The sequence below is a fragment of the Kitasatospora sp. NPDC096147 genome (assembly GCF_044763225.1).
Classification (GTDB): domain Bacteria; phylum Actinomycetota; class Actinomycetes; order Streptomycetales; family Streptomycetaceae; genus Kitasatospora.
Genome location: NZ_JBIWFX010000005.1, coordinates 385,481 through 411,790, shown reverse-complemented (window position 1 = coordinate 411,790; position 26,310 = coordinate 385,481). Strand labels below are relative to the sequence as shown.

Here is a 26,310-nt window from a genome sequence, read left to right as displayed (position 1 = left end):
CGAATGGCCGCCGGTTCGCCCGAACGAGTGTCCGCCACCGGAGCATTCCCGCGCACTTGACGGAGTGCGCGCCGACCGGGTGAGCCGGGGTTGTGCGGTGAAGGGGCTGCGCCCCCGTCCGTGCGGGCAGTACTCTTGATCGTCCGTCAGATCGCGGCCGGACCGATCGCGGCAGCCCCGGAAGCGGGCCTAGAGGTGTGAGGTAGCGCATGGTGGTCCCCGCCGACGGCCCGGGCCGCTCCGGCCGGAGCGAGGCGCCGACGGTGGTGATGGGCGGCGGCCCGCCGAGGCGCCCGACCGTCCCGGCCCAGGGCGGGCCGGTGGAGAGCATCCCGCTCGCCTGGACGGCCGAGCAGTGGGGCCTCGCCGACCACCGGGTCCGGCTCGCCGGGCGGGCGTACGTCTGGCTCAACCTGGTCGAGCAGCGGCTGCGCTCCCTGGTGGACGAGGTGCTCCGCCCGGTCTACGCCCCCGCGCACGGCGAGGACTGGGTGACGGCCGCGGCCGGCCCGGCCGGCGAGGAGTGGGTGCACCGGGCCGGTGCGGTCCGCGAGGTCAGCCGGCGCAAGGGCTACCTGCTGGACCCGGCCGACGACGACCCGCTGGTCTTCCTCACCCTGCCGCAGCTGCGCGAGCTGATGGTCCAGCACTGGCCGTGCTTCGAGCCGCACCTGATCGACCGCCGGGAGATCGAGCTCGCCCTGGACGAGCTGGAGGTCGCCCGCCACGTGGTCTCCCGCAACCGCAGCCTCTCCACCACCGTGCTCGCCCAGACCGAGCGGGCCGCCGCCCGGCTGCTCGGCCTGCTGGACGGCGGGGGCGGCGCCGGGGTGCCCGGCGACGTGGTCGAGGAGCTGGTCGGCGGCCGGTTCGCCGACGTGGTCTCGGTGCACCCCGACCGGGTCCGGCTCCAGCGCGACCTGCCGGTGGAGGACCTGCTGGACGGCGCCCGCCGGCTGGACGCGATCGGCATCGGCCTCGGCATGCTCTGCCAGAACTACACCGGCAAGCGGCTGGTCCGGCTGGCCTCCGACGGCTGCCGGGTGCGGCTGCTCTTCCTCAACCCGGCCGGCAGCGCCGTCCGCCGCCGCGAGCGCGAACTCGGCCTCGGGCGCGGCGAACTGGCCCGCTCGATCGAGATGAACATCATGCACGTCCGCCGGGTCCGGGCCCACCTGCGGGACCAGGCCTCCTTCGAGATCCGGGTCTTCGACGAGACCCCGCGCTTCACCGCCTACCTGGTCGACGGCCCGCGCCATCCGGGGCGGCGGCGGACCGGCGACATCGGCGTGGTCCAGCCCTACCTGCGGCGCACCCGGGGCATCGAGTCGCCGGCCATGGTGCTGCGCGGCGGGAGCGCCGAGCCGGGCCTGCTGGAGGTCTACCGGGAGGAGTTCGAGGACAGCTGGGGAGACTCCCGGGCGGTCTCGTGAAGACGCTGAGGTGACCCGGCGGGCCCGGCTGTCACTGGGGCAGGCGATGATGGACGGACTCTGACGGACCGACGGAAGGACATCTCGGATGAGCTGGTGGAAGGAGCCCCTGGTCGGCTTCGATCTGGAGACCACGGGCACCGACCCGGCCTCCTCCCGGATCGTCACCGCCGCGCTGGTCGACACCTTCGGGGGCCGCCCCGAGCGGGTACTCAACTGGCTGCTCGACCCCGGCGTCCCGGTCCCGGCCGACGCCACCGCGATCCACGGCATCACCGACGAGCAGGCCCGGCGGGACGGCCGCCCGGCCGTGCTCGCGGTCGAGGAGATCGCGCACGCCCTCTGCGAGCGGCTGGCCGCCGGCCGCCCCGTGGTCGCGTTCAACGCCCCGTTCGACCTCTCGCTGCTGGACGCCGAGCTGGCCCGGTACGGCCGGCCCTCGCTGGCCGCCCGGCTGGGCGGCGAGGTGCGGCCGGTCATCGACGCGCTGGTGGTCGACCGGGCGGTGGACCGCTACCGGCGCGGCTCGCGGACGCTGCAGAACGTCTGCGAGGTCTACGGCGTCGAGCTGACCGACGCCCACGAGGCCGGCAGCGACGCGCTCGCGGCGGTGCGGGTCGCGGTCGCCCTCGGCGAGCGCTACCCCGCCGAGGTCGGCGGCCTGACGCCGGACCAGCTGCACACCCGTCAGATCGGCTGGCACCGCACCTGGGCGGCCGACCTGCAGTCCTGGCTGCGCCGGGAGAAGGACCCGACGGCGGAGATAGACCCGACCTGGCCGCTGCGCTGACGCGGCGTTCAGGTGGGGTGAGCCCCGGGCGCGACGTCCGGTGGCAGCGGGCCGGGAGCGCGTGACCCTGCGTCCGGCCCCCGGCCGCAGGGTCACGCGCCCTGCGCCACGGTGGTCGCCTGCGTCGCGCCCGTGCCCGCCGGGATCACGTCGCGGGGAAGGTGCACGCGTAGCCGTTGGCCGTGAGCCAGGGGAGGAGCCCGGCGAGGGCCGTCACGGTCTGGGTGCGGTCGCCGCCGCCGTCGTGCAGCAGGACCACGCCACCGGGACGCAGGTCGTGCTGGACGCGGTGCAGGATGGCGTCGGCGCCCGGGCGGCTCCAGTCGCGGGGATCGACGGACCAGCCGAGCGGGCGGAGGCCGTTGCGGGCGGCGAGCGTGCGGTTGGCCTCGGTGAAGGCGCCGCCGGGGGCCCGGAACCATGGCACCTGGGTACCGGGGCCGCCGGCCTGGACGATCATGGCCTTGGCGTTGACGATCTCCTCCGCCGTCCGCTGCGGCGACAGGGCTGCGAACGGCTGCGGGTGGTTCACGCTGTGGTCGCAGAGCCGGTGCCCGTCCGCCCGGATGCGCCGGACCAGCTCCGGATGCGCGGCGGCGTTCTTCCCCGTCACGCAGAAGGTGGCCCGCACGCCGTACCGGGCCAGCAGGTCGAGGACCGGCCCGGTGGCCGGCCCGGGACCGTCGTCGAAGGTCAGCGCCACGCCTCGGCCGGTGCCGGTGGAGGACACCACCTCGACCGAAGTCCCTTGCGGGGGAGGCGGCTTGGGCGTGCTCGGTGCCGGGCTCGGGGTGGCCGTGCGGGTGGGTGTGGCGGTCGGGGTCGGCCTCGGCTTCGGGGCGGACGTCCGTGACGGCGACGGCGAGGGCGACTGCGAGGGCGACTGCGAGGGCGACGGCGGACGCGGGTCGGGGCTCGGCGGCCTCGGGACGGCCGAGGGCGTGCGGGTCCGCGCGGGCGTCGGCGAAGGGGTCGGCATCGCGGTCGGCGTCTGCGTCGGCGACGTGGTGGCCGAGGGCGTGGCGGTGCCCGGCCCTCCCGCCGCCACGGGTGCGGCGGTGGAGCAGCCGGCCAGCAGGGCGGCCAGCAGGGCGGGCAGGGCGAGGCGTGACCGGTGGCGTGGTGTCCGCATGGCGGGCGGCTCCTGGGGTCGGACCGGCGCGGGAGGCTGCCCGGGAGGACGAAGCGAACACCCGCGCGGTTCCGTGCGGCGCCCCGCACCGACGCGAACCGGCCACGGCCGGACGGCCCGTCAGAACGGGTACCAGCGCACCTCGGTGGCCCCGTCCCGGAGCGAGCCCACCCGGCGGGCGAACTCGGCCAGCGCCGCCGCGTTCCCCGCCGCCTGCTGCGCCACCCAGGAGGCGCTGGCGGTCTCCCGGGCGCCGCGCAGCACGGCGAAGCCGGGCCAGTCCCGGACGTCCCAGCCGTAGGCGGTGGTGAAGGCGAGGTACTCCTCGGCCGGGACGCCGTAGCGGTCGTGACTGAGCGCCAGCACCACCAGGTCGTGCTCCCGGAGGTCGGCCGAGGCGGTCTCCAGGTCGAGCAGCACCGGGCCGTCCGCACCGATGTGCACGTTGCGCGGCAGGGCGTCGCCGTGGATCACACCCGGCGGCAGGGCCGGCACCAGCGCGGTCAGCGCGGCCTGGTGGTCGGCCCGGCGGGCCCGGAGGAAGGCGACGTCCTCGGGGGCGACCACCTCGGCGGCGGTGGCCAGCCAGCGGTCCACCGGGGCCAGCAGATCGCGGCCGGGGAGCTCGAACGGCGGGGCGGGCAGCGCGTGCAGGGCGCGCAGCAGCGGAGCCAGGTCGGCGGGCCGGGCGGGCCGGACGGCCGGGGCGAGCCGGTGCCAGAAGGTGACGGGGTGTCCGTCCACCTCGAACGGGGCCGGTGCCCAGGGGCGGACCACCGGCAGGCCGTGGCCGTCCAGCCAGTCGGCGACCGCGAGTTCGCGGCCCGCCCGCTCCGCCACGGCCGGCCCCCGGCCGACCTTGGCGACCACGGCGGGGGAGCCGAGGTCGAAGACCGCGTTCTCGGCCAGCGCGAGCAGGCGGGCGCCGTCGGGTGCGGGCAGTCCGGCGGCGGCGCAGGCGCGGGCGAGCAGGGCGGTGGCACGGGAGGCGTCGAAGACGGTCATCCGAGCATCATCGCCCAGCGTGGCCACCGGCCTGCGCAGCGCGGTCGGAACGGCCGGAACCGAGGGCCCGTCAGGCCCCCGGTCCCCGGCTCGGGGTCGGATCTCCACCCTGAGGGGGAGGCGTCTCCGCCCGGAGCAGGAGGTGACGGACGCCGCATCCGGGTCAGGATGGGGCGGGGCCGTGCCACGGCCTCCGGGGGGTGCACCGATCGGGGACCCGCCCGTCCGGTCGGGCGGGGGCTCTCGTACGATGCTCACACTCACTTACCTGCCGACCGGCTAACGAAACGTCAGCCGGTCACTTGCCGTCGCCCGTGTCCCGTCCCCCAAGGGCTGCGGTGAACCATGCCCAGGAGGCACAGCGAGCATGTTCCACCGGATCGGACAATTCGTCGTCAAGCGCGCGTGGTGGGTGATCGCCGCGTGGCTGGTCGCCGCCGTGGCGATCATCGGCACCGCGCCCAAGCTGACCGCGCAGACGGACCAGAGCAGCTTCCTGCCGCACCACTACGAGTCCATCCGGGCCGGCAACGTGCAGCAGGGGGCCTTCCCGGCCAACTTCACCCCGGCCGCCTTCCTGATGGTCGAGCGCCTGGACGGCGGCCCGATCACCGAGTCCGACCAGCCCGCCGTCACCAAGGTGGTCCAGGGCCTGACGGACAAGAAGGTCAGGTTCGTCGAGCACGTCGTGCCGCTGACCCCGGAGACCACCTCGAAGGACGGCCGGTACGGCCTGGTGCCGATCGGGATGGAGAAGGACGCGCTCTTCAAGCCCGAGGCGGCCGACTCCGCCAAGGAGCTGCGCGAGACCGCCAAGCAGCTGGCCGAGGGCAGCACCCTCAAGGTGCAGCTGGGCGGCCAGGTGGCCCAGGCGCTGGACCAGAAGGACTCCTCCGAGCTGGCCAACGCGCTGATCGGCCTCGGCACGATCGTGATCATCCTGCTCACGCTGGGGATCATCTTCCGCAGCCCGATCATCGCCTTCCTGCCGGTGGTCTCGGTCTTCGTCTACTCGATGGTGGCCAACGGCCTGATCGGCTACGCGGTGAAGGCGTTCGGCCTGAAGGCGGACAGCTCGGTCTCGGCGATCCTGATCATCGTGCTGTTCGGCGTCGGCACCGACTACTTCCTCTTCCTGATGTTCCGGTACCGCGAGCGCCTGCGGGCCGGTGACGACCGGAAGGAGGCCGTGGTCAACGCGGTCGGCCGGGTCGGCGAGGCGATCACCTCCGCCGCCGGCGCGGTGATCGTGGCCTTCAGCGTGCTGCTGCTCTCCAGCCTCGGCATGTTCAAGGCGATGGGCCCCTCGCTGGCCATCGCGGTCGCGGTCACCGCCGCCGCCTCGGTCACCCTGGTGCCCGCGATCCTCTCGCTGATCCCGGAGAAGGTGCTGTTCTGGCCCTCGAAGGCCTGGCAGCGCGAGCCCGAGGGCGCCAAGTTCGCGGCGTTCGGCCGGCTCGTCCAGCGCCGCCCGATGGCCGTCGCCATCGCCTCGGGCGCCCTGCTGCTGGCCTTCTCGGCGGCCGGGCTCGGCTACAAGGGCACCTTCGACCTGGCGGCCGGCTCGATGCCGAAGACCAAGGAGTCGATGGTCGTCCAGGACACCATGATGAAGGCGTTCGCGGCCGGCGCCGCCGACCCGAGCCACGTCTACGTGAAGGTCAAGGAGGGCGCCAAGCTGGACGAGTCCTCCTTCGCCGGGTACGCGGCCGAGCTCGGCAAGGTGCCCGGTGTCGCGATGGTCGGCCCGAAGCCGACGGTGAGCGCGGACGGCACGGTCGCCGACTTCACCGTGATGCTCAAGGACGGCCCGTCCACCAACGCGGCCATCGACACCATGGACGGCCTGCGGACGACCGCGCACGCCAAGACCCCGGCCGGCACCGACGCCCTGGTCGGCGGTCAGACCTCGGTGCTCAAGGACATCAACACCGCGATGGCCCGGGACTACTCGGTGGTCTTCCCGGTCGCCGCCATCCTGATCATGCTGATCCTCGGCCTGCTGCTGCGCAGCGTGGTCGCCCCCTGGTACCTGATGGCGGCCGTCGGCCTCGGCTTCACCGCCACCATCGGCGCGACCAGCCTGATGTTCCAGCACCTCCAGGGCGAGGCGGGCGTGATGTTCATGCTGCCGATGCTCATCTACCTGTTCGTGGTGGCCATCGGCACCGACTACAACATCCTGATGATCGCCCGCCTGCGCGAGGAGGCGGCCGAGGGCCACGACCCGCGCACCGCCGCCTCGTTGGCGATCCGGCACGGCGGTCCGACCATCGCGGCGGCCGGCTTCATCCTGGCGGCCACCTTCGGCACCATGCTGCTGGCGGGGAACATCTTCTTCAGCGAGATCGGCTTCTCGGTGGCCTTCGGCATCATCGTCTCGGCCTTCGTGATGTCGCTGTTCTTCACCCCGGCGCTGACCGCGCTGCTGGGCAAGTGGGCCTGGTGGCCGGGCCACGCCCTGCTGCCCGGGCACGGGGCCGAGCCCTCGCTCACCAAGACCCCGGAGCCGGCCGGTCGGCACTGACCCGGCCCTGACCCGGCCATGATCCGGCCCTGATCCGGCACCGGCCCGGCGCCGGGCCGAGCACCCCGTAGCACCCGGGAGGCGGCGGACCGTACCCACGGTCCGCCGCCTCCCGGCGCAGGTGAACGGAGTATGTCGGCGAAAATTTCTCGGATCATCCGGGCCCCACCGTGCTACAGTCGAAGCAGTTGCAGTTTTGGTTCCCATGAACGTATGTGTGCGCCTGCTGGTACCAACCAACAGGCGCATTTGTTTTGTCCGGTGTTTTGTCTCCGGATGGGGATCGCGGCTACTTGGAGCCTACGAGGTGTGGGTTCCTTGCCCCAGTTTTAGAGGAGACGGTTATGGCTACCGGCACCGTGAAGTGGTTCAACAGCGAAAAGGGCTTCGGCTTCATCGAGCAGCAGGGTGGCGGCCCGGACGTGTTCGCCCACTACTCGAACATCCAGGCCAACGGCTTCCGTGAGCTCGTCGAGGGCCAGCAGGTCGAGTTCGACGTGACGCAGGGCCAGAAGGGCCCGCAGGCCGAGAACATCCGCGTCATCGGCTGAAGCTGATCCACGCGAGAGCGAGGGCCCGTACCGCTCGGTGCGGGCCCTCCCTCATGCCGCCGAACGGCCGGGGCGGCACCACCTTCCTGACGGCCGATCACCAGGACGATCGCCCACGCGCAGCGCGTCGGCCATCGGACGTCCAGGACGGAGCACCACCCGTATGAGCACTCCCGCACGCCCGCCGCGCGCCCGTCGCGCCCCGCAGCAGTCCGCCGAGCGCGCCCAGTCCGGCGAGCGCGGCCAGCAGCCCCGTACCGGTGAGCGCGGTCAGCGCTCCGGCGGTGGCCGCGGCCAGCAGTCCGGCGGCTCCGGCCGCCCGCAGTCCGGTGCCGCCCGCCGCGCCCCGCGGGCCCGCACCGCGCCGCCGGCCCCCGCCGACTTCACCGTGGTCGAGGGCACCCCGGCCCGGCCGCCGGCCGCCACCTTCGCCGAGCTGGAGATGCCCAAGGGCCTGCTCTCCGCGCTCGGCCAGCAGGGCGTGATCGAGCCCTTCCCGATCCAGTCCGCCACCCTGCCGGACGCGCTGGCCGGGCGCGACGTGCTCGGCCGGGGCCGCACCGGCTCCGGCAAGACGCTGGCCTTCGGCCTGGCGCTGCTGGCCCGGACGGCCGGCAAGCGCGCCTCCGCGCGCAGCCCGCTGGCCCTGGTGCTGGTGCCGACCCGTGAGCTGGCCCAGCAGGTGACCGACGCGCTCACCCCCTACGCCACCGCCGTGAACCTGCGGATCGCCACCGTGGTCGGCGGCATGTCGATCAACCGCCAGGCGAACGCCGTCCGGCGCGGCGCCGAGGTGCTGGTCGCCACCCCCGGCCGGCTGGACGACCTGATCAACCGTCAGGACGTGCAGCTCGGCGACGTGCAGATCACCGTGCTCGACGAGGCCGACCAGATGGCCGACATGGGCTTCCTGCCGCAGGTCACCAAGCTGCTGGAGCAGGTCGCCGAGGGCGGGCAGCGGATGCTGTTCTCCGCCACCCTGGACCGGAACGTCGACCGGCTGGTGCAGCGCTTCCTGACCGACCCGGTGACCCACTCGGTGGACCCGTCGGCCGGCGCCGTCACCACCATGGACCACCACCTGCTGCAGCTGGAGGCGACCGACAAGGTCTCCGCCGCCGCGCACATCGCCTCCCGCGAGGGGCGCCTGATCATGTTCGTGCACACCAAGCACGGCGCCGACCGGCTGGCCAAGCAGCTGCTGGCCAGCGGCGTCCGGGCGGCTGCGCTGCACGGCGGCAAGTCGCAGCCTCAGCGCAACCGGGTGCTCGACCAGTTCCGGGACGGCCACGTCACCGCGCTGATCGCCACCAACGTGGCGGCCCGAGGCATCCACATCGACGGTCTCGACATGGTCGTGAACGTGGACCCGCCGATCGACCACAAGGACTACCTGCACCGTGGCGGTCGTACCGCCCGGGCCGGCGAGTCCGGCACCGTGGTGACCCTGGTGCTGCCCGAGCAGCGCCGCGAGGTCAGCCGCCTGATGACCACGGCCGGCATCCGGCCGACCGTCACCAAGGTCCGCCCCGGCGACGCCGAGCTGGCCAGGATCACCGGCGCCCGCACCCCGAGCGGCGTGGCCGTCACGCTGGCCCCGCCGGTCGCGGCCACCCCGCCGGCCGCCGAGGGCACGGGCTCCGGCCAGCCGCGCCGCCGCGCGCCCAAGCGCTCCGGCCTGCCGGCCGACGTGGACATGAACGGCAACGCCCGCCGTCCCCGCCCCAAGCAGCGGATCGGTGCCGGTGGTTCGGGCTCCGGCAGCGGCGGCACCGGTGGCTCCCGCACGGCGGCCGGCTTCATCGGCAAGTCGGCCGGTCGCAAGCCGGGCTCCGGCGCCAAGAGCGGCTCGAACTACGGCACCGGCCGCCAGCGCCGCAAGGCCGACTGAGCAGCAGACCGGGCTCCCCACGGGGGCGGTGGACCAGGACGGTCCACCGCCCCCGTGGCGTTTCCCGGACGCCCCGTCACGGGGCCGTGCCGGAAGGCGCGTTCGGGGGTGTGCTACGTTCTCCGCCGCCGCCGGACGGCGGCTGACCACGGGGCACGGGGGAAGGGAATCTGACATGGCGGGTGGGTACCAGGTCGATCCGGAGGCGATACGGCGGTTCGGCCGCACCTCCACGGAGCGTTCGGCCAAGCTGCGGGAGATCCGGGAGCGGCTGGGCGGCGGGTGGCTGCTGCCCGGCGCTTTCGGCAAGCTGCCGGAGTCCGACGAGATCGCCACGGACTACCAGGAGCGGCACGAGGCCGCCGTGGTCAACCTGATCTCGGCCGCCGACACGATGGACCGGATCGGTGACCACGCGCAGGACCTGGCCCGCTCCTACGAGGCGGTCGAGAGCTCGCTGTCCGAGCAGCTGGAGTCGGTCACCAGGGGGCTGGAGGCATGAGCGGTCCGGCGTCCGAGGCGGCCAACGCCTATGTGAAGATCGACAATTGGCTCAGCCCGATGGGCAGCGTGGTGGACGCGATCATGCGCCCGATCGTGGAGCCCTTCGCCGAGATGCTGGAGTTCGTCACCGGTGATCCGGAGGGCATCGAGGCGGCGGCCCGGCTCTGGAAGGAGCAGGCCGAGGCACTCCGCGAGGTGATCGCCGACCAGCGGCGTGACCGCGCCGCCCTGGCGAACGACTGGGAGGGCGAGGCCGCAGACCGGCTCCAGCGGGAACTCGCCGAGTACGAGACCGCCTTGGAGGAGGAGGCGGACGACATGGAGAACACCGCCGCCCACCTCCAGGAGGCCGCCGAGCAGTGCCGGATCGCCCAGGACCTGGTGGAGACGGTGATCCGCGAGCTGATCGAGTGGGCGATCATCACCTTCGCCGCCTCGCTCGCCTTCAGCGTGCTCACCGCCGGGATCTCGCTGGCCGCCGAGGCGGCGGCCGCAGCGGCGGAGGGGGCCATCGCCAGTGCCCGGATCGCCATGCTGGTGCGGAAGTTGGCGACCGCCCTGACGAAGGTCGCGGATGCCATGAAGGCCATCAAGCTCGCCTCGAAGCGGCCGCACCTGAACCCGAAGAAGCCGTGGACCTGGAACAAGCCCTTCGACCCCACCGCGCTCGGTGCCAGCATGGTCAAGAAGGGGGTGGGCAAGGCGGCGCTCGGTGCCGTCGGCTTCACCGGTGACCCGGTCGGGGAGACCGCCAAGACCGCGATCCAGGACGGCCTGGTGCTCGGAGCGGGCGAGCTGGACGACCGGGCGGGACCGCAGCACCCGCTGCCGACCGTAGAGTTGAGCCCCGAGGAGCGCAAGCGGCGCTTCGACCAGGCCTTCGGCTGACGGGCCGGGCGAGGAGAGGACGGGCACGCGATGCTCAACGCCCAACGGGACGCGGTCACAACGTCGTTGGAGCCCGGCGAGCGGCTCCTGGAGGCGGCGGCCGTCACGCTGGCCCCCGGCATCCCGCACCCGCCCGCCGAGCTCCTGGCGCCGCGTCGGGTCAGCCCGGTGGAAGAGGGCCTGGGGAGGTCCTTCGGGCTGCTCCGCCGGGCCTACGCGGTGGTCAATCCGGTCTCGGCGGCAGTCGGTGCGATCGAGAACCGGGTGGTCGCCGCCGAGCCCGAGCGGGTGCTGCACGGGGCCGGCATAGGCGGTGGCTGGCAGAGCGCGGCCGGCCGCCTGGTGATCCGGCTGCACGAGGGCGGGGCCAAGGGCGGCGGGCTGCTCGCCGTCACCGACCGGCGGCTGCTGGTGGTGGTGGACCGCGCGGCGCTCTGGCAGCTGTTCACCGAGGAGTACGCGCTGCACTGGGCCGTGCCCCGCGCCGAGGTCCGGGAGGTGCGGCGCCACGCGACCGGAGTGCTCCAGCGCGGACGGATCGACCTGCACTTCGCGGACGGCTCCTGGGTCGCCGTGACGGCCGATCTGCCACGCGCCGCCGACCCGGTGGTCGCGGCCTTCCACAGCTGACCTGGCGCCCCCAGTCGGTCCGGGCGGCCGGACCGACACCCGGTCGGTCCGGCCGCCCGGGCTGACCGGGTGTCATCCGCCGGCCAGCAGACGCAGCCGTGCGGTGGTCGGCTCGTCGCGCGGGGAGAAGACCACCAGCTGGAAGCCGTCTGGGGCCTGGAGCACCAGCTGGTCGATCCGCAGCAGGCCGGCCGTCTCGTGGGCCAGGTCCTTGGCGGTGCCTGTGCGTTCGCTCACCTGGTGCTCCTCCAGCCAGCGGCGGGCCTCCGGGAAGGCGTCCCGCAGCCGGGTCAGGGTGGCAGCCAGGGCCGGGCGGTCCCCGGCGGCGGCGCGGAGCTGGGCGAGCAGGCGGCGGGCGTGCTGCTCCCAGTCGACGGTGCGCTCGCGGTTGGGGCGGTGGGCGAAGGCCAGCCAGGCGAGGTTGCGGTCGGCGGGGGCCTGCCGGGAGAAGTCGAAGAGCGCGTCGGCCTCGGTGTTCCAGGCCCGCACCGCCCAGTCGGCGTCCATCAGGAAGGCCGGGGCGGGGGACTGCGCGGTGGTCAACCGCGTGAGGGCGGCCGGGAGTCGGTCCGGCGCCGGGTCCTGGGCCGCGACGGTGGGGTCGGCGGCCAGCCGGAACAGGTAGTCGGTCTCGGCGCGGTCCAGCCGCAGCGTGCGGGCCAGGCTGCCCAGCACCTCGGGGGACGGGTTGATCCGGCGCCCCTGTTCCAACCACGTGTACCAGGTGACCCCGACCCCGGCCAGCAGCGCCAGCTCCTCGCGGCGCAGCCCCGGGGTGCGGCGGCGCACGCCGGGAGCCAGGCCGACCTGCTCCGGGGTGATCCGGGCCCGGCGGGTGCGCAGGAAGTCGGACAGCTCGGTGCGCCGCAGCTCGGTGACGGCCATGTGGTCTCCCCCTCTGGTCGGGCGTGGTCCTGGTAGCCCGACTACCAGTATCACCACGCACTGCTGCGCCCCGGCGGCGGGCGGGAGGGTGGAGGTGTCGCAAGGACGCACCACCGCTCGTGAAGGAGTACCGAGATGACGTACCGTCCGATCCGCGCCGCCGCCGTGGCCGTGGTCGCCGCCGCCCTGCTGGGCGGGGCCGCGCTGCCCGCCGCCGCGCACCCTGCCGCCGTGCACTCCGCCCACCGGCCGCCCGCCACCGCCCCCGTACTGAACGGCCATGCGGCGAGCCTGCACCCCGAGGACGCCGTCTGGGACGCCGGGCACGGCCGCTTCCTGGTCGGCTCGATCCGGCACGGCACCGTCTCGGTGGTCCGCCCCGACGGTTCGGTCCGCACGCTGGTGGACGATCCGGCCAAGCTGGTCTCGGTGATCGGCATCCAGCTCGACCCGGCCCGCAACCGGGTGCTGGTCGCCAACGCCGACCCCGGCTTCGGCCTGCGGCACGACGCGGGGAAGGTGATCGCGGGCATCGGCGCGTACGACCTGGAGACCGGACGGCGGCTGTTCTACACCGACCTGGCGGCGGTGGCCGCCGACGGTGGGCGGCACTTCGCCAACGACCTGGTGCTGGGCCCGGACGGGGAGGCGTACGTGACCGACTCCTTCGCCCCGGTGCTGTACCGGGTGCGGCCGGACGGGCGGGCCTCGGTGATCCTGCGGGACGCCCGGCTGGCCGCGCCGGTGGGCGGCTTCGGGCTGAACGGCATCGTCCGGCACGGCCGGACCCTGCTGATCGGCAAGTACGACGACGGCACGCTGTGGCGGGTGCCGATCGACCGGCCGACCGACGTCCGGCAGGTCCGGCTGACCGGTCCGCGGGCGATCGGGCTGGACGGCCTGTACGGCGCCTCCGACGGTCGGCTGCTGGGCACCACCAACACCCTGGGCGGCGGCGGGGCCGACACGCTGGTCGACATCCGCTCCACGGACGGCTGGCGCAGTGCGGTCCTGACGGCCCGTCCGTCCGCCGACCCGGCGCCGACGGCGGTGGTGGCCGGGCCGCGCGGCGCGGTCTACACGCTGTCCGGCCGGATGGACCTGCTGTTCGGCGGCACCATGGACGACCGGTTCACCCTGCGTAGGCTGTGACCATGGAACTCGACGCGCGGGCCCTCGACGCCCAGGAACACTGCCTGGACGAGCTGCTCACCGCGCTCGGTCTGGGCTGGGACGAGCCCGCGGACCCGCGCGTCGAGGCCCTGGCGGTGCGCCAGCCGCTCTTCCCGCAGTACCACCGGGTGGGCCACAAGCGGCAGTTGGTGTACCGGACGCTGGAGGCGGGGTCGAGGCAGCAGGTGCTGGCGCACTACCCGGCGGTGCTGCGGACGGTGGCCGCCGACCCCGATCCGAACTCGCCGCGCTGGCTGGTCGCGGTGCTGGCCGGCGCGGTCGGCCCGCGCCGGGCCCGGGCCGACCTGGAAGCGGCCGGAGCCTCGGCGCACACGCTGCGCTGGGCGCTGCCGGACGGCGCCTAGCGCACCACCTCGGGGACGTGGCGGACGTACGGCAGGTCGGTGGGGTGCAGCGCCCCGGTCGGGCCGGCGGCGCGGAGCACCACGTCCAGGACGGCGTCCGGGGCACACGCGTAACCACCGCTGGCCCAGGCCGGGTTGGCCTCGACCACGGCCCAGGTGCCGTCGGCGAGCCGGCCGACGTCGAGCACCACGGCGGACGGGAGCCCGCCGTGGGCCAGCACCTCGGCGGCGAAGGCCAGGGCGGCGGGCGGCGCGTCCGGGGTGACGGCGAGCTCGCCGTCCAGCGCGTACCGGCTCGCGGTGCGGACGGTGCCGTCGAGGACGAAGAGCCGGTACTCGGCGGCGAACGTGACCACGTCGCTGACCAGGACCGGGGTGTCGTCCGCCAGTGCGTCGGGCCCGGGCAGCTCGGCGCCGTCCCGGTAGACCCGGGCGGCGAAGACCTTGTCGTTGGGCGGCTTGACGAAGGCCGGCCGGCGCAGGCGGCGGGCCTCGGCCAGGGTGGTGCAGGCGACCTGACGGCCCAGCAGCTCCGGGGGCAGCGTGCTCAGCCAGCCGTCCGGCGGCTCCAGCGGCGCGACCCCGAGCACCCCGGCCGCCACGTCGGCGAACAGCGGGCCGCCGTAGAGGTGGGCCGGCCGCAGCTCGGCCAGCCCGGCCGGGACCTCCCAGCGCACGGCGGTGTGCGCGGCGAGGCCGCGCCGGCGGGCCTGGGTGAGGAGCTGGAGGCCGGTCTCCGAGATCCGGGGGGCGAGCAGGAGGAGCGCCATGCGGCTCATGCTGGGGCAGGGCGGGCCTCCAGGGCGAGCGGATTATCCGTGTCCGGAGCGGGGCCTTCCATGATCGAATGGGGGTATGGCCGTGACGCGGAAGTCCCTGGGTCCCTTGGTGTTCACCGATGGCCGCTGGGTGCTGGGTGATCCAGAACGCAGGGGCGGCGCCGCCTGGTCCGAGTTCCGTCCGGACGGCCTGCTGACGCACGCTCGGGACGGCGGGGAGGAGCTGCTGCCCTGGGAGCGGCTGATGGACGGGGTCCGGCTGGTCGTGGGCGGGCACGTCACGCGGGCCGGATCGACGGTCTCGCCGTTCGGCCTGGTGGCCGGGCTGCCCGGTCCGTTCCGGGGTCGTGGCGGCGGCCGTCTGCACCTGAACGTGCGTCACCCCTACGACGAGATCACCCTGTTCTTCGACCGCCACCGGCGCTGGTACCCGCTGATGGAGCTGTCGATCCTGGAGGCGCTGCTCGGGCACCTGTCCTCGCGTCAGGAGTGGGAGCGCCTCGCCGACGAGGCCTGGCTGACCGAGGTGGTCGAGCGCCTCTCCCGCCGGAAGTGGCAGACCACCGGGCAGATGCACCGGTCGGTCACCGAGGCGCTGGACGCGGCCTCCGGTACGGCGGGGGCCGCCGCGTGAGTGACCAGGCGCCGGCCGATCCGGCGGTGACGGACGAGGCGCTGGCCTCCCAACCGGTCGGCTACTGGGCCGGGTTGGCGCACGAGGTGGTGACCGCGCACCTGCGGGACGCGATGGCCCGGATCGACGTGACCCAGCCGCAGTACTGGGTGCTGAACCGGGTGCACGGCGGGTCCGTGGCACCGGGCCGCGCGGAGGTGGTGGAGCAGCTCGCCCCGCTCGCGGCCGGCCCGGAGGAGATCGGCCGGACCGTCGACCAACTGCTGCACCGGGGGTGGCTGCGGGCCGATCGGGAGCAGCGGCTGCACCTCACCGGGGACGGCGAGGCGGCCCGGCTGCGGCTGCGGGCGCTGGTGACCGGGCTGCGGACGGTGGTGCACGAGGGGGTCGCGGACGAGGAGTACGCAGCCGCGCTGCGGGTGCTGCGCCGTATGGTGGCGAACGTCAGGGCGGCGCAGGAGTGAAGGGCGGCGGCAGTGGTGGGTCTTCCCGTTCCCGGTGAGCTCGACCAGCGTCCCCGGGCGCTGGTCGAGCAGGCGTGCGAGCGGCTGGGGCGGGGAGCCGTGGTTGCGTGGTGCGTGGCGCTGCTGGAGCAGCGGACCGCCCCGGACGACCCCGAGCAGCCTTCGCTGACCTGGATCGGTGGCCGGCACGCCGCCGCACTGCTGCGGGCGGGCGGGCTCGACCGGCCCGAGCAGGCGTACTGGCCACGGGTCTGGGCGGCCCGGGCGCTGCGCTACGCCTGGCTGCCCGAGGCCGGCCCGGCGGTCGTCCGGGCGCTGGCCGATCCCTCCTGGCGGGTCCGGGAGACGGCGGCGAAGCTGGCCGCGATCCACGAACTGGCCGGAGCGGTGGAGCTGTTGGAGGCTCTGACGGCGGACGGGGCGGCCCGGGTGCGGGCGGCCTCGGTGCGCGGGCTCGGCGCCGTGGGGGAGGGCGAGCACGCGGCCCCGATCCGCGTGGCCCTCGACGACCCGGAGCCGGCCGTGGCCCTGGCCGCCCGCCGGGCCTTGGCGGAGCTGTGCCGCCGCCTCGACCGGGAGCTGTGAACGCCCTCCTGCGGGTTCCGTACTGCTCACTGCTCACCGCTCACCGCGCTCGGCCGGACCGGAGGACATGGTGGGCGTCTGGCCGGAGGGCATCGCGGACCGGGTGACCGGGCTGGAGGGTCGTTGCCGCTGTGGTGACCTGGCTCGGGCCGGTCGCGGGGTCCCTGGCGGGGCGTCAGCCGACGAGGCCGGGCCGGCGGGCCGGAGGGCATCGCGGGCCGGGTGACCGGGCCGGAGGGTCGTTGCCGCCGTGGGGACCTGGCCCGGGCGGGCCGCAGGCCCCTGATGGAGGGTCAGTCGGTGCGGCCGGGCCGGTCCAGGGCGGCGGTGGCGAGGACGCGCCAGATCTCGGCGGCCAGGTCGGTGTGGTGGGACGCGTCGGTCTGTTCGGCCAGGTGCCTGAGGCGGCGGATGGCCTCCTCCGGATCGGTAGCCAACCGGAGGCGGTGGTAGAGGAGTTGGTGTCGGACCCGGTCACGGTGGGAGAGCAGCTGCGGGTCCTCGCCCAGCTCGGCGCAGAGCCGCTCGGCGGCGGCCGTGTCGCCCTGGAGGTGGGCCAGGTGGGCGCTGAGTGCGAGGTGCTCCTGCCGGTGCACCGGGAGGTTGAGCAGTTGGACGGCGGGGCCGGCCTCGGTGAGGTGGCGCAGCGCCTGGGCGGTGTCCGGCCGGGTGGCCCGCAGGTGCAGGGCGGCGGCGGCCAGCCGCAGCCGGGTCCAGAGCAGGAGCTCGTCGTTGCCGGTCCCCAGCAGGGTGATGGCCTGTTCGAGCAGGCCGGTGGCCTCGGGCAGCCGGCCCTGACGGGCCCGGATGCTGCCGGCCGTCCAGAGGGCCTCGGCCCGCAGGGTGTGCGGCAGGTGCTCGGCGGCGCGCAGCACCTGATCGGTGTGGGCGACGGCCTGGTCGAGGTGGTCGGTCTCGGCCTCGACGGAGATCAGCACCAGCAGCGCCCGGGTCAGGTCGCTCGGCGGGAGCCGGTGTTCGGCGGCGATCGCGTGGGCTTCGGCGGCGGTCAGGTGGGCCAGGTCGGAATCGCCGAACGCCCGCTGGCACCGGGCGAGTTGGACGCGGGAGCGGGCCTGGAAGCTGGGATGCCGGATCTGGTCGCTGAGCTCGGTGAGCGCCTCCAGGGTGGCCCGTTCGTCCTCCCGGTCACCCTCCTTGCGCTGCTGCTCGGCGAGCATCCAGAGCGCCTGCCAGCGCAGCGCCGGATTGGCCGTGACGGGCTGCCGGACGGTGTCCAGGAGCAGCCCGAGCGCCTCCTCGGTGTCGCCGGAGAGGGCCATGGCCAGGGCCTCCGCCGTGCGGTCGGTGCGCTCGGTCTGGAAGGAGGAGGCCGGCAGGCCGAGCTTCTCGCAGAGGTAGGCCACCACCCGCTCGGTCGGCGGTCGACTGCCGGACTCCAGGCGGGAGAGGTAGGCGGTGGACATCCCCGGGCCCGCCAGCTGCGCCTGCGAGATGCCCTTGTCCTGCCTGATCGTCCGCAGCCGGATGCCGAACTGCGGCTGGGGCAGGGTCTCGATGGCCGTGTCGAACATGGCGAGAACATTGCCACAGTGCTGCGGGGTCGTGTCAACATTCCGCCCCGATCCCGGACATCTCTGTCAACTCGGGCTCGGGGCGGAACGTCACACCGTCGGGATCACGGCCACTCGATGTCGCCACCGGGGACGTCCGGCGCCTTGGTGCTGGGGCCGCCGGCCTGGACGGCGTGCTGGTGACCGGCCTGAACGGGGGTCAACTGCTGGGCGGCGCCGAGCAGGAGGGCGACGGCGAGGGCGGCCAGCGCGAAGGTGCGGCGTGCTGCGTGCATCGGGAGGTTCCCCTTGGAGGATCGTGGGTGGATCGCTGTGGCCCGCTCGGATGTGGTGTCGGGCGCGCCGTCCTGAAACGTAGTCATTCTGATCACTGGCAACAAGCTCCTGACAGATGTTTGACAAATTTGGCAACTCCCCGAAAGCTGCATGTTCACGCACGTGAAGTGATCAGAGGGGGTGGGGGCGGTGACGGGGGATGTCGCGTCCGAGGTGGAGAGCGTGCCGGTGGAGCTGTTGCTCCCGGCGGATTCGCCGCGACTGACGGGGGAGGACCCCGGGCACGTCGAGGCACTGGCGCAGAGCGGACGGGCACTGGCCCCGATCCTGGTGCACCGGGCCAGCCGGAAGGTGGTGGACGGCAGGCACCGGCTCCGGGCCGCCGCGCTCCGGGGCGAGCAGGAGGTGCTGGTCCGCTACCTGGAGGGCCCGGAGGAGGAGATCTTCATCCGGGCGGTGGAGGCCAACGTCGCGCACGGACTGCCGCTCACCCTGGCGGACCGGCGGGCCGCAGCGCGCCGGATCCTGGCCTCCCATCCCGGCTGGTCGGACCGGGCGATCGCCCGGGTCACCGGGCTGTCCCCGAAGACGGTCGGGGCCGCCCGGCGGTGTTCGAGCGAGGAGAATCCTCAGTCGATCGCGGGGGTGGTCCCCACCGTGCGGGTCGGCCGGGACGGCCGGGTCCGGCCGCTGGACCCGGCCGAGGGGCGGCGGGCGGCGGCGAAGCTGTTCGCCGAACGCCCCGACGCCTCGCTCCGGGAGGTCTCCCGGGCGGTCGGCATCTCGGTCAGCACCGCGCACGACGTGCGGCGGATGCTCCAGCGCGGGGAGGGACTGCTGCGGTCCGGGCGGTCCGGCCCGGGTGGTCCGGGCGAGCAGGGCGGACGGTCCGGGCAGGGTGAGCAGGCCGGGCGGTACGCCGGTTCGGTGGACCCGGAGCGGGCCGAGGGCGGGTCGTTCGGGCCGGAGCACTTCGGATCGGAGCGGTTCGGTGCGGGGCTGCTCGTGGGTGGGCCGGTCGCGGCGGAGCAGCTGATGGTGGGTCGGGTCGCGGCGGGGCGGGGTGACGAAGGCCGGCCGCCGGCCGTCCCGCTCCCGCCCGCTCCGGTGGGGAGCCACCGGGCGGCAGCGGAGGGGACCGCCGGGACACCGGGCACCGTCGTGCCCGCCACCGGCCCCGACCCGGCCGCCGTCGCGCGGGTGGTGCGCCAGGCGCGGCCCGGGAGCGGCCCGGCCCGTTCGGCGGCCGGGGCGGTCCCGCCCCAGGGGGCGGGTGAACGCGCTCCGGGCGGAGCACAGCCGGCGGCGGCCATCCTGGAGCGGCTGGCCAAGGACCCCTCGCTGCGCTTCACCGAATCGGGGCGGCTGCTGCTGCGCTGGCTCGGCGCCCGTGATCTGGACGCGCGCACCAGGAGTGACCTGGTGGCGGCCGTGCCGCCGCACTGTGCCGTGGTGGTGGCCGATCTGGCCAGCAGCTACGCCCGGGAGTGGAGCAGCTTGGCCGAGGAGCTGGCCCGCGCCGCCGACCGCGCCTGAGCCGCCTTCGGCGGCTCGCATCCGGACAAGAGCTCTGCCCGGAAACGTCATTGACGCATCGTCAGACCCAGGGTGAGGATCATCGAATCCGGCCGCCGTTCCGCGCGCCCTGCCCGTCCGTACGCTCGCCCCGCCCTCCGTCGCGGGTGCCCGGCGCGGACCGCATCCGTACCAACTCCCCATCGCAGCATCACCCATGGCAAGACAACGAGGAGGCGGGCATGACCCGGCCGCTGCAGTACACCGTTGACCTGGCGATCGTCGGGGCCGGCCCCGCCGGGCTCTACGCCGCCTACTACGCCGGATTCCGAGGGCTGACCAGTGCGGTGATCGACGCGCTGCCGCAGTCCGGCGGGCAGGTGGCGGCGCTCTACCCGGAGAAGCGGCTGTACGACGTGGCCGGTCATGTCGCCGTCCGAGGGCGGGAGTTGATCGACAACCTGCTGGCCCAGTCGGCGCCGTTCGAGCCGAGGTACCTGCTCGGCCAGAGCGCGGTGACCCTGGAGCGGAGTGGTGAGCGCTGGCTGGTCGGCACCGATGCGGAGGCCGTGGTGGAGGCCGGTGCGGTGGTGATCGCGGCCGGGATCGGGCAGGTCCGGCCGCGTACCCTGGCCTGCTCACTGCCGTACGAGGGGCGCGGCGTGGCCTACCACGTGCCCCGGCTGGAGGAGCACCGCGACCGGGACGTGGTGATCGTCGGGGGCGGGGACAGTGCGGTGGACTGGGCGCTGGCGCTCGCGCCGATCGCCGCCTCGGTCACCGTGGTCCACCGGCGCGGCTCGTTCCGGGCGCACGAGTACAGCGTCCGGCAGCTGCGCGAGGCGCCGGTGCGGGTGCTCACCGACGCCCAGGTGACGGCCTGTCACGGGGCGGACCGGCTGGAGCGGGTGACCGTCCGAGCGGGCCGGGACGAACTCGACCTGCCCGCACAGGCGTTGGTCGCCGCGCTGGGCTTCTCCTCGCAGCTCGGCCCGATCGCCGACTGGGGTGTGGAGCTCGACGGGCGGCAGGTGCGGGTGGACGCGGCCATGCGCACCAGCCTGCCGGGGGTGTACGCGGTCGGCGACGGCTGCGGTTACCCGGGCCGGGTGCCGCTCATCTCGGTCGGCTTCGGCGAGGCCGCCACCGCCGTCAACCACGCGGCGGTCGCGCTGCGCCCCGGCGCGGAGCTCGCACCCGAGCACTCCTCCGACCGGCTCGCGCCGCACGGCACCCCTGGGCACGACACCTCGCAGCTCGACAGCGCGCCGCTCGCCGCCGCGCGCTGAGCACCCACCACCACGTCCTTCGAGAGGAACCCGACGATGACGCAGCTCCAGACCCAGAGCGACCGGACCCGTGAGCTGATCCCCGGGGTGGTGGACGGCTCGGTCAGCGTCTCCGCCGACGCCGAGGGGAACGTCTCGGTGCACGTGCTGGTCGGCGGCTACGGCCGGCAGTCCGACCGGTGCGACCGGATTGAGTTCGTGCTCAGCGGTGAGCACGCCCGGAGCCTGGGGGCGGTACTGGCCGCCGGCCGGCCCGAGCAAGCCGCCCCGGTGCCCTGCTCGGTCGGTGTCCAGCTGAACGCGCCCGCCCGCTGATCCCGGCCCGCCCGCCCGCCCCGCCCCACCGGTCCCGGACCGCTGCGCACCCCACGCCGCCGCGCGGTCCGGACACCCCCACCACGCCGCCGCACCCCCACCCGGGCGCGGCCCACACCGAAGGCAGCGGAGTTGAGCTACTCACTGACGGCACCTCAGGTGGCCCGGATGCTCGGCCACTGGCGGGCGCAGGGCCCGGCCTACCTCGACCTGGCAGGTGCCTTCGAGGTGCTGATCGCCGACGGACGGCTGCCGGCCGGGGCGCGCATCCCGGCCGAGCGGGCCCTCGCCACCCAGTGCGGGATCAGCCGGAACACCGTCACCGCCGCCTACCGCCTACTGCGCGAGCGGGGCCGGCTGGCCAGTGACCGGGGCGCCGGCTCCTTCGTCCGGGCACCCCGGGCCGCCCGGAGCGTGCAGGCTGCGGCTGCGTCCACCGTGGGCCGCCACCCGGGCACCGACGTCGACCTCACGGTGGACGCGCTGCCGATCCCGCAGGGCGTGCTGGTCCCGGCCGTCCGTGAGGTGTCGGCCGATCTCGGCCGCTACGCGGACGGGCTCCAGCCGGGCCATGACCTGATGGGCCTTCCGGAGCTCCGCCGGGAGATCGCGGCCGGCTTCACCCAGCGCGGGGTGCCGACCGGCCCGGAGGAGATCCTGGTGACGGGCGGGGCCGAGCACGGCCTCGGCCTGGTGCTGCGCCTGCTGTCGCGGCCCGGCGAGGCGGTGCTCACCGACAGCCCCACCCACCCCGCCGTGCTCGACCTGACCCGGGCGCTGAACCGCCGGCTGCTGACCGTCGGCCTGGCCCCGGACGGTTGGGACGCCGACGTCTGGGAGTCGGTGCTGCACCGGGAGCGGCCCCGACTCGCCTACCTGGCACCGGACTTCCACCATCCGACCGGGATGGTGATGCCGGCCGCGATCCGCGCCGCGATCGCCCGGGCGGCCGTCCGCTCCGGCACCCACCTGGTGGTGGACGAGTCGGTGCGCGATCTGGCCCTGGACGGCCCGCCGCTGCCGCCGCCGCTCGCCGGCCCGCAGGTGATCACCGTCGGCACGCTCAGCAGCTCCTGCTGGGCGGGTCTGCGGGTGGGCTGGATCCGGGCGGCCGAGCCGGTGGTCACCCGGTTGGCCGGCCTGCGGCACCTGGTGGACGGCGGGAACTCGCTGCTGACCCAGCTGGTCGGGCTGCGGGTCCTGGAGTCCTATCCGCCGCTGTTGGCCGAGCGCCGGCAGCTGCTGCTCCACCGTCGGTTGCTGCTCGCCGAGTTGCTGGCCGAGTACCTGCCCGACTGGCGCTACCGGCTGCCGCACGGCGGGCTGGCGCTCTGGGTGGATCTCGGCCACCGGGTCGGGCCGCCGCTCGCCCGGGCGGCGGCCGAGCGCGGGGTCCGGGTGCTGACCGGCGGACGGTTCGGGGTGGACGGCACCTTCGAGGACCACCTGCGGATCCCGTTCACCGCCGACGAGTCGGCCCTGGAGTCCGCCTGTGCCCGGCTGGCACGGGCCTGGCAGGACGTCGGCCGGGCCGGGACGGCACGGCACCGGGTGCACGCGGCCGCCTGACGGCGGCCGGGTGCGGCGCCCTCCGCAGCAGCGCACAGCGGGGCGGTGCGCAGGGGAGTGGTGCGCGGCGAGGCGGTGTGCGGCAGGGCCGTGCACCGCGGGGCGGTGTGCAGGGGAGCGGTGCGCGGCAGTACGGCGCGCGGCCGGTCGTCCGGGGGAGGTGGTGCGGGGGTCATGGCAGCCAAGACCACCATCCTCCGGGCCGCGCCGCCAGTGTTTCAGGCAGGGCTAAATCGTCGCGTCGCGGCGGCAGCCTGAGCGGAAGGAGGCGGGGACGTGGGGCAGTTGAGGTTCGGGGTGCTGGACGCGGTGAACGTGCGGTTCGCCGTCTCGCCGCTCTGGGAGACGGTGGGCGGCCTGCGGGCGCTGGCCGATCCCGGCCGGTACGTGGTGCACCTCCCGTGGATCAGGGAGGCGCTGACGCTCCCTCAGGAGCAGCTGCCCGGAGCGCCGCTGGCCGCGCTGCGCCTGCTGGCCCGGACGGCGGGGCGGCCCTCGCACTTCCTGACGCCGCCCGCCACCTGCCCGCTCTCCGAGATCGAGGAGGAGCTGGCGGTGGTGCTGGCCACCCCGCCCGAGCTGGTCCGGGAGGCGGTGCGCGGGGTCCGGCCCCGCCAGGGCCGGCCGGATCCGTTCCTGCACCGGCTCGCCGAGGAGCCCGAACGGGTGCTCCCGGAGCTGGCGGAGGCCGTGCTGGGCTGGTGGCGGGTGGCGGTCGCCCCGTCCTGGCCGAGGATCCGGGCCCTGCTGGAGGCGGACATCGCGCACCGCACCCGCCGGCTCGCCGAGGACGGCATCCAGCAGGTCTTCGGGGATCTGCACCCGACCCTGCGCTGGCGGGACGCGCAGCTGCTCTCGCCGGACTGGCCGGCCGCCGGGCCCGACCTGGACGGCTGCGGGATCACCCTGGTGCCGAGCGCCTTCGCCCACCAGTGCCACCTGCTGACGGGTCATCGGGCGGTGGCCCCGGCGGTGGTCTACCCGGCCCGGGGCGTCGGGACGCTGTGGCAGCGGCGGGGCGCGGCCGGGCCGGCCCTGGCCCGGCTGCTCGGGCGCAGCCGGGCCGAGCTGCTGGCGGGCACCAGCTCACCGGCCACCACCACCCAGCTGGCCGCCCGGACCGGCCTGACCCCCGGCGCGGTCTCCCAGCACCTGGCGGTGCTGCGCGACTCGGGCCTGGTGACCAGCCACCGCCACCGCCGCGAGGTGCACTACACGGTGAGCGACCTGGGGACGGCTCTGCTCACCCGGGTCTGATTCCCGGCGCTGTTCGGCAGGCGAATGCGGAATGCGTTGACAGCCGCTCGGGAATTCCCCGATGATCCCCGGGTGTCTGACAAGAGCCTGTTCTTCCACCGTGATTTCCGCCAGCTCTGGATAGGCGATTCCATCAGTCAGGTGGGATCGGCCGTGACCCTCCTGGCGCTGCCATTCCTGGCCATCAAGGTCCTGGACGCCACGCCGTTCGAGGCGGCGCTGCTGACGATGTTCCAGTACCTGGCCTTCCTGCTGCTCGGGCTGCCCGCCGGGGCCCTGGTGGACCGGATGCGGCACCGCCGGGTGATGATCGTCGGCGACCTCGGCCGGGCCCTGCTGCTGGGGTCCGTCCCGGTGGCGTACTGGCTGGACGTGCTGACCCTCGGTCAGCTCTACGCGGTGACCTTCGGGGTCTCCGTGCTGACGCTGTTCTTCGACGTCGCCTACCAGAGCCTGCTGCCCCAGCTGGTCGACGACGACCGGCTGATGGAGGGCAACGCCAAGCTGGAGGCCACCCGGAACGTGGCCGAGGTCGGCGGTCCTGGCCTGGGCGGAGCCATCATCGCCGCCGTCACCGCCCCGGCGGCGCTGGCCATCGACGCGGTCAGCTTCCTCGTCTCGGCGTTCTTCCTGGGCCGGATCCGCCGGCCGGAGCCGAAGCCCGAGCGCCGCCCGGACGCCCACCTGCGCCGGGAGATCGGCGAGGGCCTGCGGTTCGTGCTCCGCCACCCGGTGCTGCGGCCGATCGCCACCACCGCCGCGATCTCCAACCTGTTCGGCACCGTCGGCCTGTCGCTGCTGGTGGTGCTGCTGGCGGACACCCTGAAGCTGTCCGCGCTGCTGTGCGGCGTGGTGTTCAGCGCCGCCGCGCTCGGCGGCATCGGCGGCGCGCTGCTGGTCGAGCGGGTGGTCGGGTGGCTGGGCCAGGGCCGGGCGCTGTGGATGTGCATGCTCACCAGCACCGCCTGCTGGTTCCTGGCGCTGCCGCTCTACCAGGCCGACTGGCGGCTGGCGGGGGCCGTGCTGCTGCACGGGCTGGGCTGGATCACCCTGATCATCTTCAACATCACCCAGGTGAGCTTCCGTCAGCGGGTCACCCCCAAGCCGCTGATGGCCCGGATGAACGCCACCATCCGGTTCCTGGTCTGGGGCGCGATGCCGGTCGGGGCCTTCCTCGGCGGCGTGCTGGCGCAGACCCTCGGGGTGCGCAACGCGATGTGGCTCGGCGTCACCGGCGAGCTGCTGGCGGTGCTGCCGATCCTGCTCTCCCCGCTGCGCGGCATGCGCGAGCTGCCGGCCGCCCCGGCCGAGCAGGAGCAGGAGCAGGAGCAGGAGCAGCGGCCGGTGGCGGTCTGACGCCGCCCGCCCCCGCCCGCCCGTCGACCGGCCCGTGGCCGGGTCCCGAATTCCGGGACCCGGCCACGGGCCTTTTCCGTGCCGTTCGACCGGAAGGGGCCAAGCATCACGAATTGGCTCTGTCCGGCCCCGAGGGCGCTCAGTAGATTCTTTTTCAGCAGGGAACGCGCCGCTCGGCGCACATTCGAAAGCAGAGGAAATTCACCGTGGTAAACGCAACTCTCGACCGCGCCCGTCTCGAGGCGCTCGCCGCCGAGCTGCTCGAGAAGCAGTTCCAGCGCGTCCCCAAGATGCGCGAGCTGCACGCCGGCGAGTGGACCGACCGCGACTTCTACGTCCGGCACATCACCGAGACGGTGCTGCGCATCCGCCTGAACAACGAGGTCGACACCTACGCGCTGTTCAAGGTCGGGTCCAAGGACGACACCCTGGCCGCCCACCTGGCCAAGTACCTGGCCGAGGAGTTCGGCCACGAGGGCATGTTCACCCGTGACCTGATCAAGTTCGGCCTGACCCAGGAGCAGATCGAGGCGACCGATCCGTTCCCGTCCACCAAGAAGCTGATGGGCTACCTGCGCCTGGAGGCCGACTCGCGCGGTCCGGCCCCGACCACGGTCTGGGACTGGCTGGTCGAGTGGTACTCCGACCGCTACAACCCGGTCATCACCAACAAGGCGTCCGAGGAGTTCGGCCGCGAGTTCGTCCAGGGCACCGCGACCCACATCGAGTTCGACGAGTCGCACGACCACGACGAGCTGATGTTCCGCACGGTCGCCCGCGCGGTCGAGGTGTTCGGCACCCCGGAGCAGGCGTACTCGGACCTGGCCACCTTCGTGGAGCTGATCGGGGACTACTTCTTCGAGCTCCACGAGCAGACCGTCGGCAGCAAGCAGCCGGTCGCGGCCTGATCCCGGCCGGGGGCGGCGGCGGGGGGGGGGGGCGGCGCCCGCGCCCCCGCCCCC

Annotated in this window: 26 protein-coding genes; 20 read left to right on the top strand and 6 right to left on the bottom strand. The window is 74.4% G+C overall.

What is annotated here, in order from left to right:
• Positions 1 to 209 precede the first annotated feature (209 nt).
• Positions 210 to 1,433 carry an SAV2148 family HEPN domain-containing protein gene (locus tag ACIRBX_RS19540; RefSeq protein WP_402298238.1) on the top strand — a complete coding sequence of 408 codons (1,224 nt, stop codon included), beginning with the start codon at positions 210 to 212 and terminating at the stop codon, positions 1,431 to 1,433.
• A gap of 88 nt (positions 1,434 to 1,521) precedes the next feature.
• Positions 1,522 to 2,223 (top strand): exonuclease domain-containing protein, encoded by a 702-nt coding sequence (locus tag ACIRBX_RS19535; RefSeq protein ID WP_402298236.1) that lies wholly within the window; start codon positions 1,522 to 1,524, stop codon positions 2,221 to 2,223.
• 145 nt (positions 2,224 to 2,368) lie between these two features.
• On the opposite strand, the gene ACIRBX_RS19530 is transcribed toward ACIRBX_RS19535, so the two are convergent.
• Positions 2,369 to 3,355: a polysaccharide deacetylase family protein gene (locus ACIRBX_RS19530; protein WP_402298234.1), complete on the bottom strand. Its 987-nt coding sequence runs from the start codon at positions 3,353 to 3,355 to the stop codon at positions 2,369 to 2,371.
• A gap of 120 nt (positions 3,356 to 3,475) precedes the next feature.
• A complete protein-coding gene (locus ACIRBX_RS19525) occupies positions 3,476 to 4,360 on the bottom strand; it encodes an aminoglycoside phosphotransferase family protein (RefSeq protein ID WP_402298233.1) in 885 nt (294 codons plus the stop codon).
• Positions 4,361 to 4,727: 367 nt separating this feature from the next.
• Here ACIRBX_RS19525 and ACIRBX_RS19520 point away from each other — a divergent pair, with 367 nt between their 5' ends.
• From ACIRBX_RS19520 to ACIRBX_RS19495, 6 genes are all read left to right on the top strand, one after another.
• Entirely contained in the window at positions 4,728 to 6,887 is a 2,160-nt protein-coding gene (locus tag ACIRBX_RS19520) for an MMPL family transporter (RefSeq protein WP_402298232.1), read from the top strand.
• 344 nt (positions 6,888 to 7,231) lie between these two features.
• On the top strand, positions 7,232 to 7,438 hold the full coding sequence (locus ACIRBX_RS19515) for a cold-shock protein (protein ID WP_345284203.1): 207 nt from the start codon (positions 7,232 to 7,234) through the stop codon (positions 7,436 to 7,438).
• A 163-nt stretch (positions 7,439 to 7,601) separates the two neighbouring features.
• A complete protein-coding gene (locus tag ACIRBX_RS19510) occupies positions 7,602 to 9,329 on the top strand; it encodes a DEAD/DEAH box helicase (RefSeq protein WP_402298230.1) in 1,728 nt (575 codons plus the stop codon).
• Positions 9,330 to 9,504: 175 nt separating this feature from the next.
• On the top strand, positions 9,505 to 9,831 hold the full coding sequence (locus ACIRBX_RS19505; protein ID WP_402298228.1) for a DUF2563 family protein: 327 nt from the start codon (positions 9,505 to 9,507) through the stop codon (positions 9,829 to 9,831).
• The gene (locus ACIRBX_RS19500) at positions 9,828 to 10,721 is read left to right on the top strand and encodes a WXG100 family type VII secretion target (RefSeq protein ID WP_402298226.1); all 894 of its coding nucleotides are present in this window, start codon (positions 9,828 to 9,830) and stop codon (positions 10,719 to 10,721) included. The genes ACIRBX_RS19505 and ACIRBX_RS19500 overlap by 4 nt, the downstream gene beginning before the upstream one ends.
• A 30-nt stretch (positions 10,722 to 10,751) precedes the next feature.
• The gene (locus ACIRBX_RS19495) at positions 10,752 to 11,351 is read left to right on the top strand and encodes a hypothetical protein (RefSeq protein ID WP_402298224.1); all 600 of its coding nucleotides are present in this window, start codon (positions 10,752 to 10,754) and stop codon (positions 11,349 to 11,351) included.
• A 72-nt stretch (positions 11,352 to 11,423) separates the two neighbouring features.
• Here ACIRBX_RS19495 and ACIRBX_RS19490 read toward each other — a convergent pair whose 3' ends face one another.
• Positions 11,424 to 12,236, bottom strand: a complete 813-nt coding sequence (locus tag ACIRBX_RS19490) for a helix-turn-helix domain-containing protein (RefSeq protein ID WP_402298222.1) — start codon at positions 12,234 to 12,236, stop codon at positions 11,424 to 11,426.
• 135 nt (positions 12,237 to 12,371) lie between these two features.
• Between ACIRBX_RS19490 and ACIRBX_RS19485 the strand changes: the two genes are divergently transcribed.
• Entirely contained in the window at positions 12,372 to 13,388 is a 1,017-nt protein-coding gene (locus ACIRBX_RS19485; protein WP_402298220.1) for a hypothetical protein, read from the top strand.
• A 2-nt stretch (positions 13,389 to 13,390) separates the two neighbouring features.
• On the top strand, positions 13,391 to 13,774 hold the full coding sequence (locus tag ACIRBX_RS19480) for a hypothetical protein (protein WP_402298218.1): 384 nt from the start codon (positions 13,391 to 13,393) through the stop codon (positions 13,772 to 13,774).
• On the opposite strand, the gene ACIRBX_RS19475 is transcribed toward ACIRBX_RS19480, so the two are convergent.
• Complete coding sequence (locus tag ACIRBX_RS19475; protein ID WP_402298216.1) at positions 13,771 to 14,544, bottom strand: ATP-grasp domain-containing protein; 774 nt, start codon at positions 14,542 to 14,544, stop codon at positions 13,771 to 13,773. The two genes, ACIRBX_RS19480 and ACIRBX_RS19475, sit on opposite strands and share 4 nt — an antisense overlap.
• Before the next feature lie 115 nt (positions 14,545 to 14,659).
• On the opposite strand from ACIRBX_RS19475, the gene ACIRBX_RS19470 reads away from it, so the two are divergent.
• From ACIRBX_RS19470 to ACIRBX_RS19460, 3 genes are read left to right on the top strand one after another with little or no spacing between them, the layout of a single operon-like run.
• On the top strand, positions 14,660 to 15,187 hold the full coding sequence (locus ACIRBX_RS19470) for a hypothetical protein (protein WP_402298214.1): 528 nt from the start codon (positions 14,660 to 14,662) through the stop codon (positions 15,185 to 15,187).
• Positions 15,184 to 15,651 (top strand): MarR family transcriptional regulator, encoded by a 468-nt coding sequence (locus tag ACIRBX_RS19465; protein WP_402298212.1) that lies wholly within the window; start codon positions 15,184 to 15,186, stop codon positions 15,649 to 15,651. Before ACIRBX_RS19470 ends, ACIRBX_RS19465 begins: the two co-directional genes overlap by 4 nt.
• Positions 15,652 to 15,666: 15 nt before the next feature.
• A complete protein-coding gene (locus ACIRBX_RS19460; RefSeq protein WP_402298210.1) occupies positions 15,667 to 16,236 on the top strand; it encodes a HEAT repeat domain-containing protein in 570 nt (189 codons plus the stop codon).
• Positions 16,237 to 16,529: 293 nt separating this feature from the next.
• On the opposite strand, the gene ACIRBX_RS19455 is transcribed toward ACIRBX_RS19460, so the two are convergent.
• Both ACIRBX_RS19455 and ACIRBX_RS19450 read right to left on the bottom strand, forming a co-directional pair.
• Entirely contained in the window at positions 16,530 to 17,771 is a 1,242-nt protein-coding gene (locus tag ACIRBX_RS19455) for a helix-turn-helix domain-containing protein (RefSeq protein WP_402298208.1), read from the bottom strand.
• A gap of 104 nt (positions 17,772 to 17,875) precedes the next feature.
• Complete coding sequence (locus tag ACIRBX_RS19450; protein WP_402298206.1) at positions 17,876 to 18,046, bottom strand: hypothetical protein; 171 nt, start codon at positions 18,044 to 18,046, stop codon at positions 17,876 to 17,878.
• A gap of 190 nt (positions 18,047 to 18,236) precedes the next feature.
• Between ACIRBX_RS19450 and ACIRBX_RS19445 the strand changes: the two genes are divergently transcribed.
• The 7 genes from ACIRBX_RS19445 (at position 18,237) to ACIRBX_RS19415 (ending at position 26,256) form a co-directional block, all read left to right on the top strand.
• Positions 18,237 to 19,583: a ParB N-terminal domain-containing protein gene (locus ACIRBX_RS19445; protein ID WP_402298204.1), complete on the top strand. Its 1,347-nt coding sequence runs from the start codon at positions 18,237 to 18,239 to the stop codon at positions 19,581 to 19,583.
• Positions 19,584 to 19,804: 221 nt separating this feature from the next.
• Complete coding sequence (locus ACIRBX_RS19440; protein ID WP_402298202.1) at positions 19,805 to 20,851, top strand: NAD(P)/FAD-dependent oxidoreductase; 1,047 nt, start codon at positions 19,805 to 19,807, stop codon at positions 20,849 to 20,851.
• 36 nt (positions 20,852 to 20,887) lie between these two features.
• Entirely contained in the window at positions 20,888 to 21,166 is a 279-nt protein-coding gene (locus ACIRBX_RS19435; RefSeq protein WP_402298200.1) for a hypothetical protein, read from the top strand.
• A gap of 132 nt (positions 21,167 to 21,298) precedes the next feature.
• Positions 21,299 to 22,735 (top strand): PLP-dependent aminotransferase family protein, encoded by a 1,437-nt coding sequence (locus tag ACIRBX_RS19430; protein WP_402298198.1) that lies wholly within the window; start codon positions 21,299 to 21,301, stop codon positions 22,733 to 22,735.
• Positions 22,736 to 23,011: 276 nt separating this feature from the next.
• Complete coding sequence (locus ACIRBX_RS19425; protein ID WP_402298196.1) at positions 23,012 to 23,992, top strand: DUF5937 family protein; 981 nt, start codon at positions 23,012 to 23,014, stop codon at positions 23,990 to 23,992.
• Positions 23,993 to 24,064: 72 nt separating this feature from the next.
• Positions 24,065 to 25,348 carry an MFS transporter gene (locus tag ACIRBX_RS19420; protein WP_402298194.1) on the top strand — a complete coding sequence of 428 codons (1,284 nt, stop codon included), beginning with the start codon at positions 24,065 to 24,067 and terminating at the stop codon, positions 25,346 to 25,348.
• Between the two features lie 206 nt (positions 25,349 to 25,554).
• Complete coding sequence (locus ACIRBX_RS19415) at positions 25,555 to 26,256, top strand: hypothetical protein (RefSeq protein ID WP_402298192.1); 702 nt, start codon at positions 25,555 to 25,557, stop codon at positions 26,254 to 26,256.
• Positions 26,257 to 26,310: the final 54 nt, after the last annotated feature.

Coding starts and splice junctions, on each gene's coding strand:
- ACIRBX_RS19540 (WP_402298238.1), top strand. CDS start 210: ATGGTGGTCCCCGCCGACGGCCCGGGCCGCTCCGGCCGGAGCGAGGCG.
- ACIRBX_RS19535 (WP_402298236.1), top strand. CDS start 1,522: ATGAGCTGGTGGAAGGAGCCCCTGGTCGGCTTCGATCTGGAGACCACG.
- ACIRBX_RS19530 (WP_402298234.1), bottom strand. CDS start 3,355: ATGCGGACACCACGCCACCGGTCACGCCTCGCCCTGCCCGCCCTGCTG.
- ACIRBX_RS19525 (WP_402298233.1), bottom strand. CDS start 4,360: ATGACCGTCTTCGACGCCTCCCGTGCCACCGCCCTGCTCGCCCGCGCC.
- ACIRBX_RS19520 (WP_402298232.1), top strand. CDS start 4,728: ATGTTCCACCGGATCGGACAATTCGTCGTCAAGCGCGCGTGGTGGGTG.
- ACIRBX_RS19515 (WP_345284203.1), top strand. CDS start 7,232: ATGGCTACCGGCACCGTGAAGTGGTTCAACAGCGAAAAGGGCTTCGGC.
- ACIRBX_RS19510 (WP_402298230.1), top strand. CDS start 7,602: ATGAGCACTCCCGCACGCCCGCCGCGCGCCCGTCGCGCCCCGCAGCAG.
- ACIRBX_RS19505 (WP_402298228.1), top strand. CDS start 9,505: ATGGCGGGTGGGTACCAGGTCGATCCGGAGGCGATACGGCGGTTCGGC.
- ACIRBX_RS19500 (WP_402298226.1), top strand. CDS start 9,828: ATGAGCGGTCCGGCGTCCGAGGCGGCCAACGCCTATGTGAAGATCGAC.
- ACIRBX_RS19495 (WP_402298224.1), top strand. CDS start 10,752: ATGCTCAACGCCCAACGGGACGCGGTCACAACGTCGTTGGAGCCCGGC.
- ACIRBX_RS19490 (WP_402298222.1), bottom strand. CDS start 12,236: ATGGCCGTCACCGAGCTGCGGCGCACCGAGCTGTCCGACTTCCTGCGC.
- ACIRBX_RS19485 (WP_402298220.1), top strand. CDS start 12,372: ATGACGTACCGTCCGATCCGCGCCGCCGCCGTGGCCGTGGTCGCCGCC.
- ACIRBX_RS19480 (WP_402298218.1), top strand. CDS start 13,391: ATGGAACTCGACGCGCGGGCCCTCGACGCCCAGGAACACTGCCTGGAC.
- ACIRBX_RS19475 (WP_402298216.1), bottom strand. CDS start 14,544: ATGGCGCTCCTCCTGCTCGCCCCCCGGATCTCGGAGACCGGCCTCCAG.
- ACIRBX_RS19455 (WP_402298208.1), bottom strand. CDS start 17,771: ATGTTCGACACGGCCATCGAGACCCTGCCCCAGCCGCAGTTCGGCATC.
- ACIRBX_RS19450 (WP_402298206.1), bottom strand. CDS start 18,046: ATGCACGCAGCACGCCGCACCTTCGCGCTGGCCGCCCTCGCCGTCGCC.
- ACIRBX_RS19440 (WP_402298202.1), top strand. CDS start 19,805: ATGACCCGGCCGCTGCAGTACACCGTTGACCTGGCGATCGTCGGGGCC.
- ACIRBX_RS19435 (WP_402298200.1), top strand. CDS start 20,888: ATGACGCAGCTCCAGACCCAGAGCGACCGGACCCGTGAGCTGATCCCC.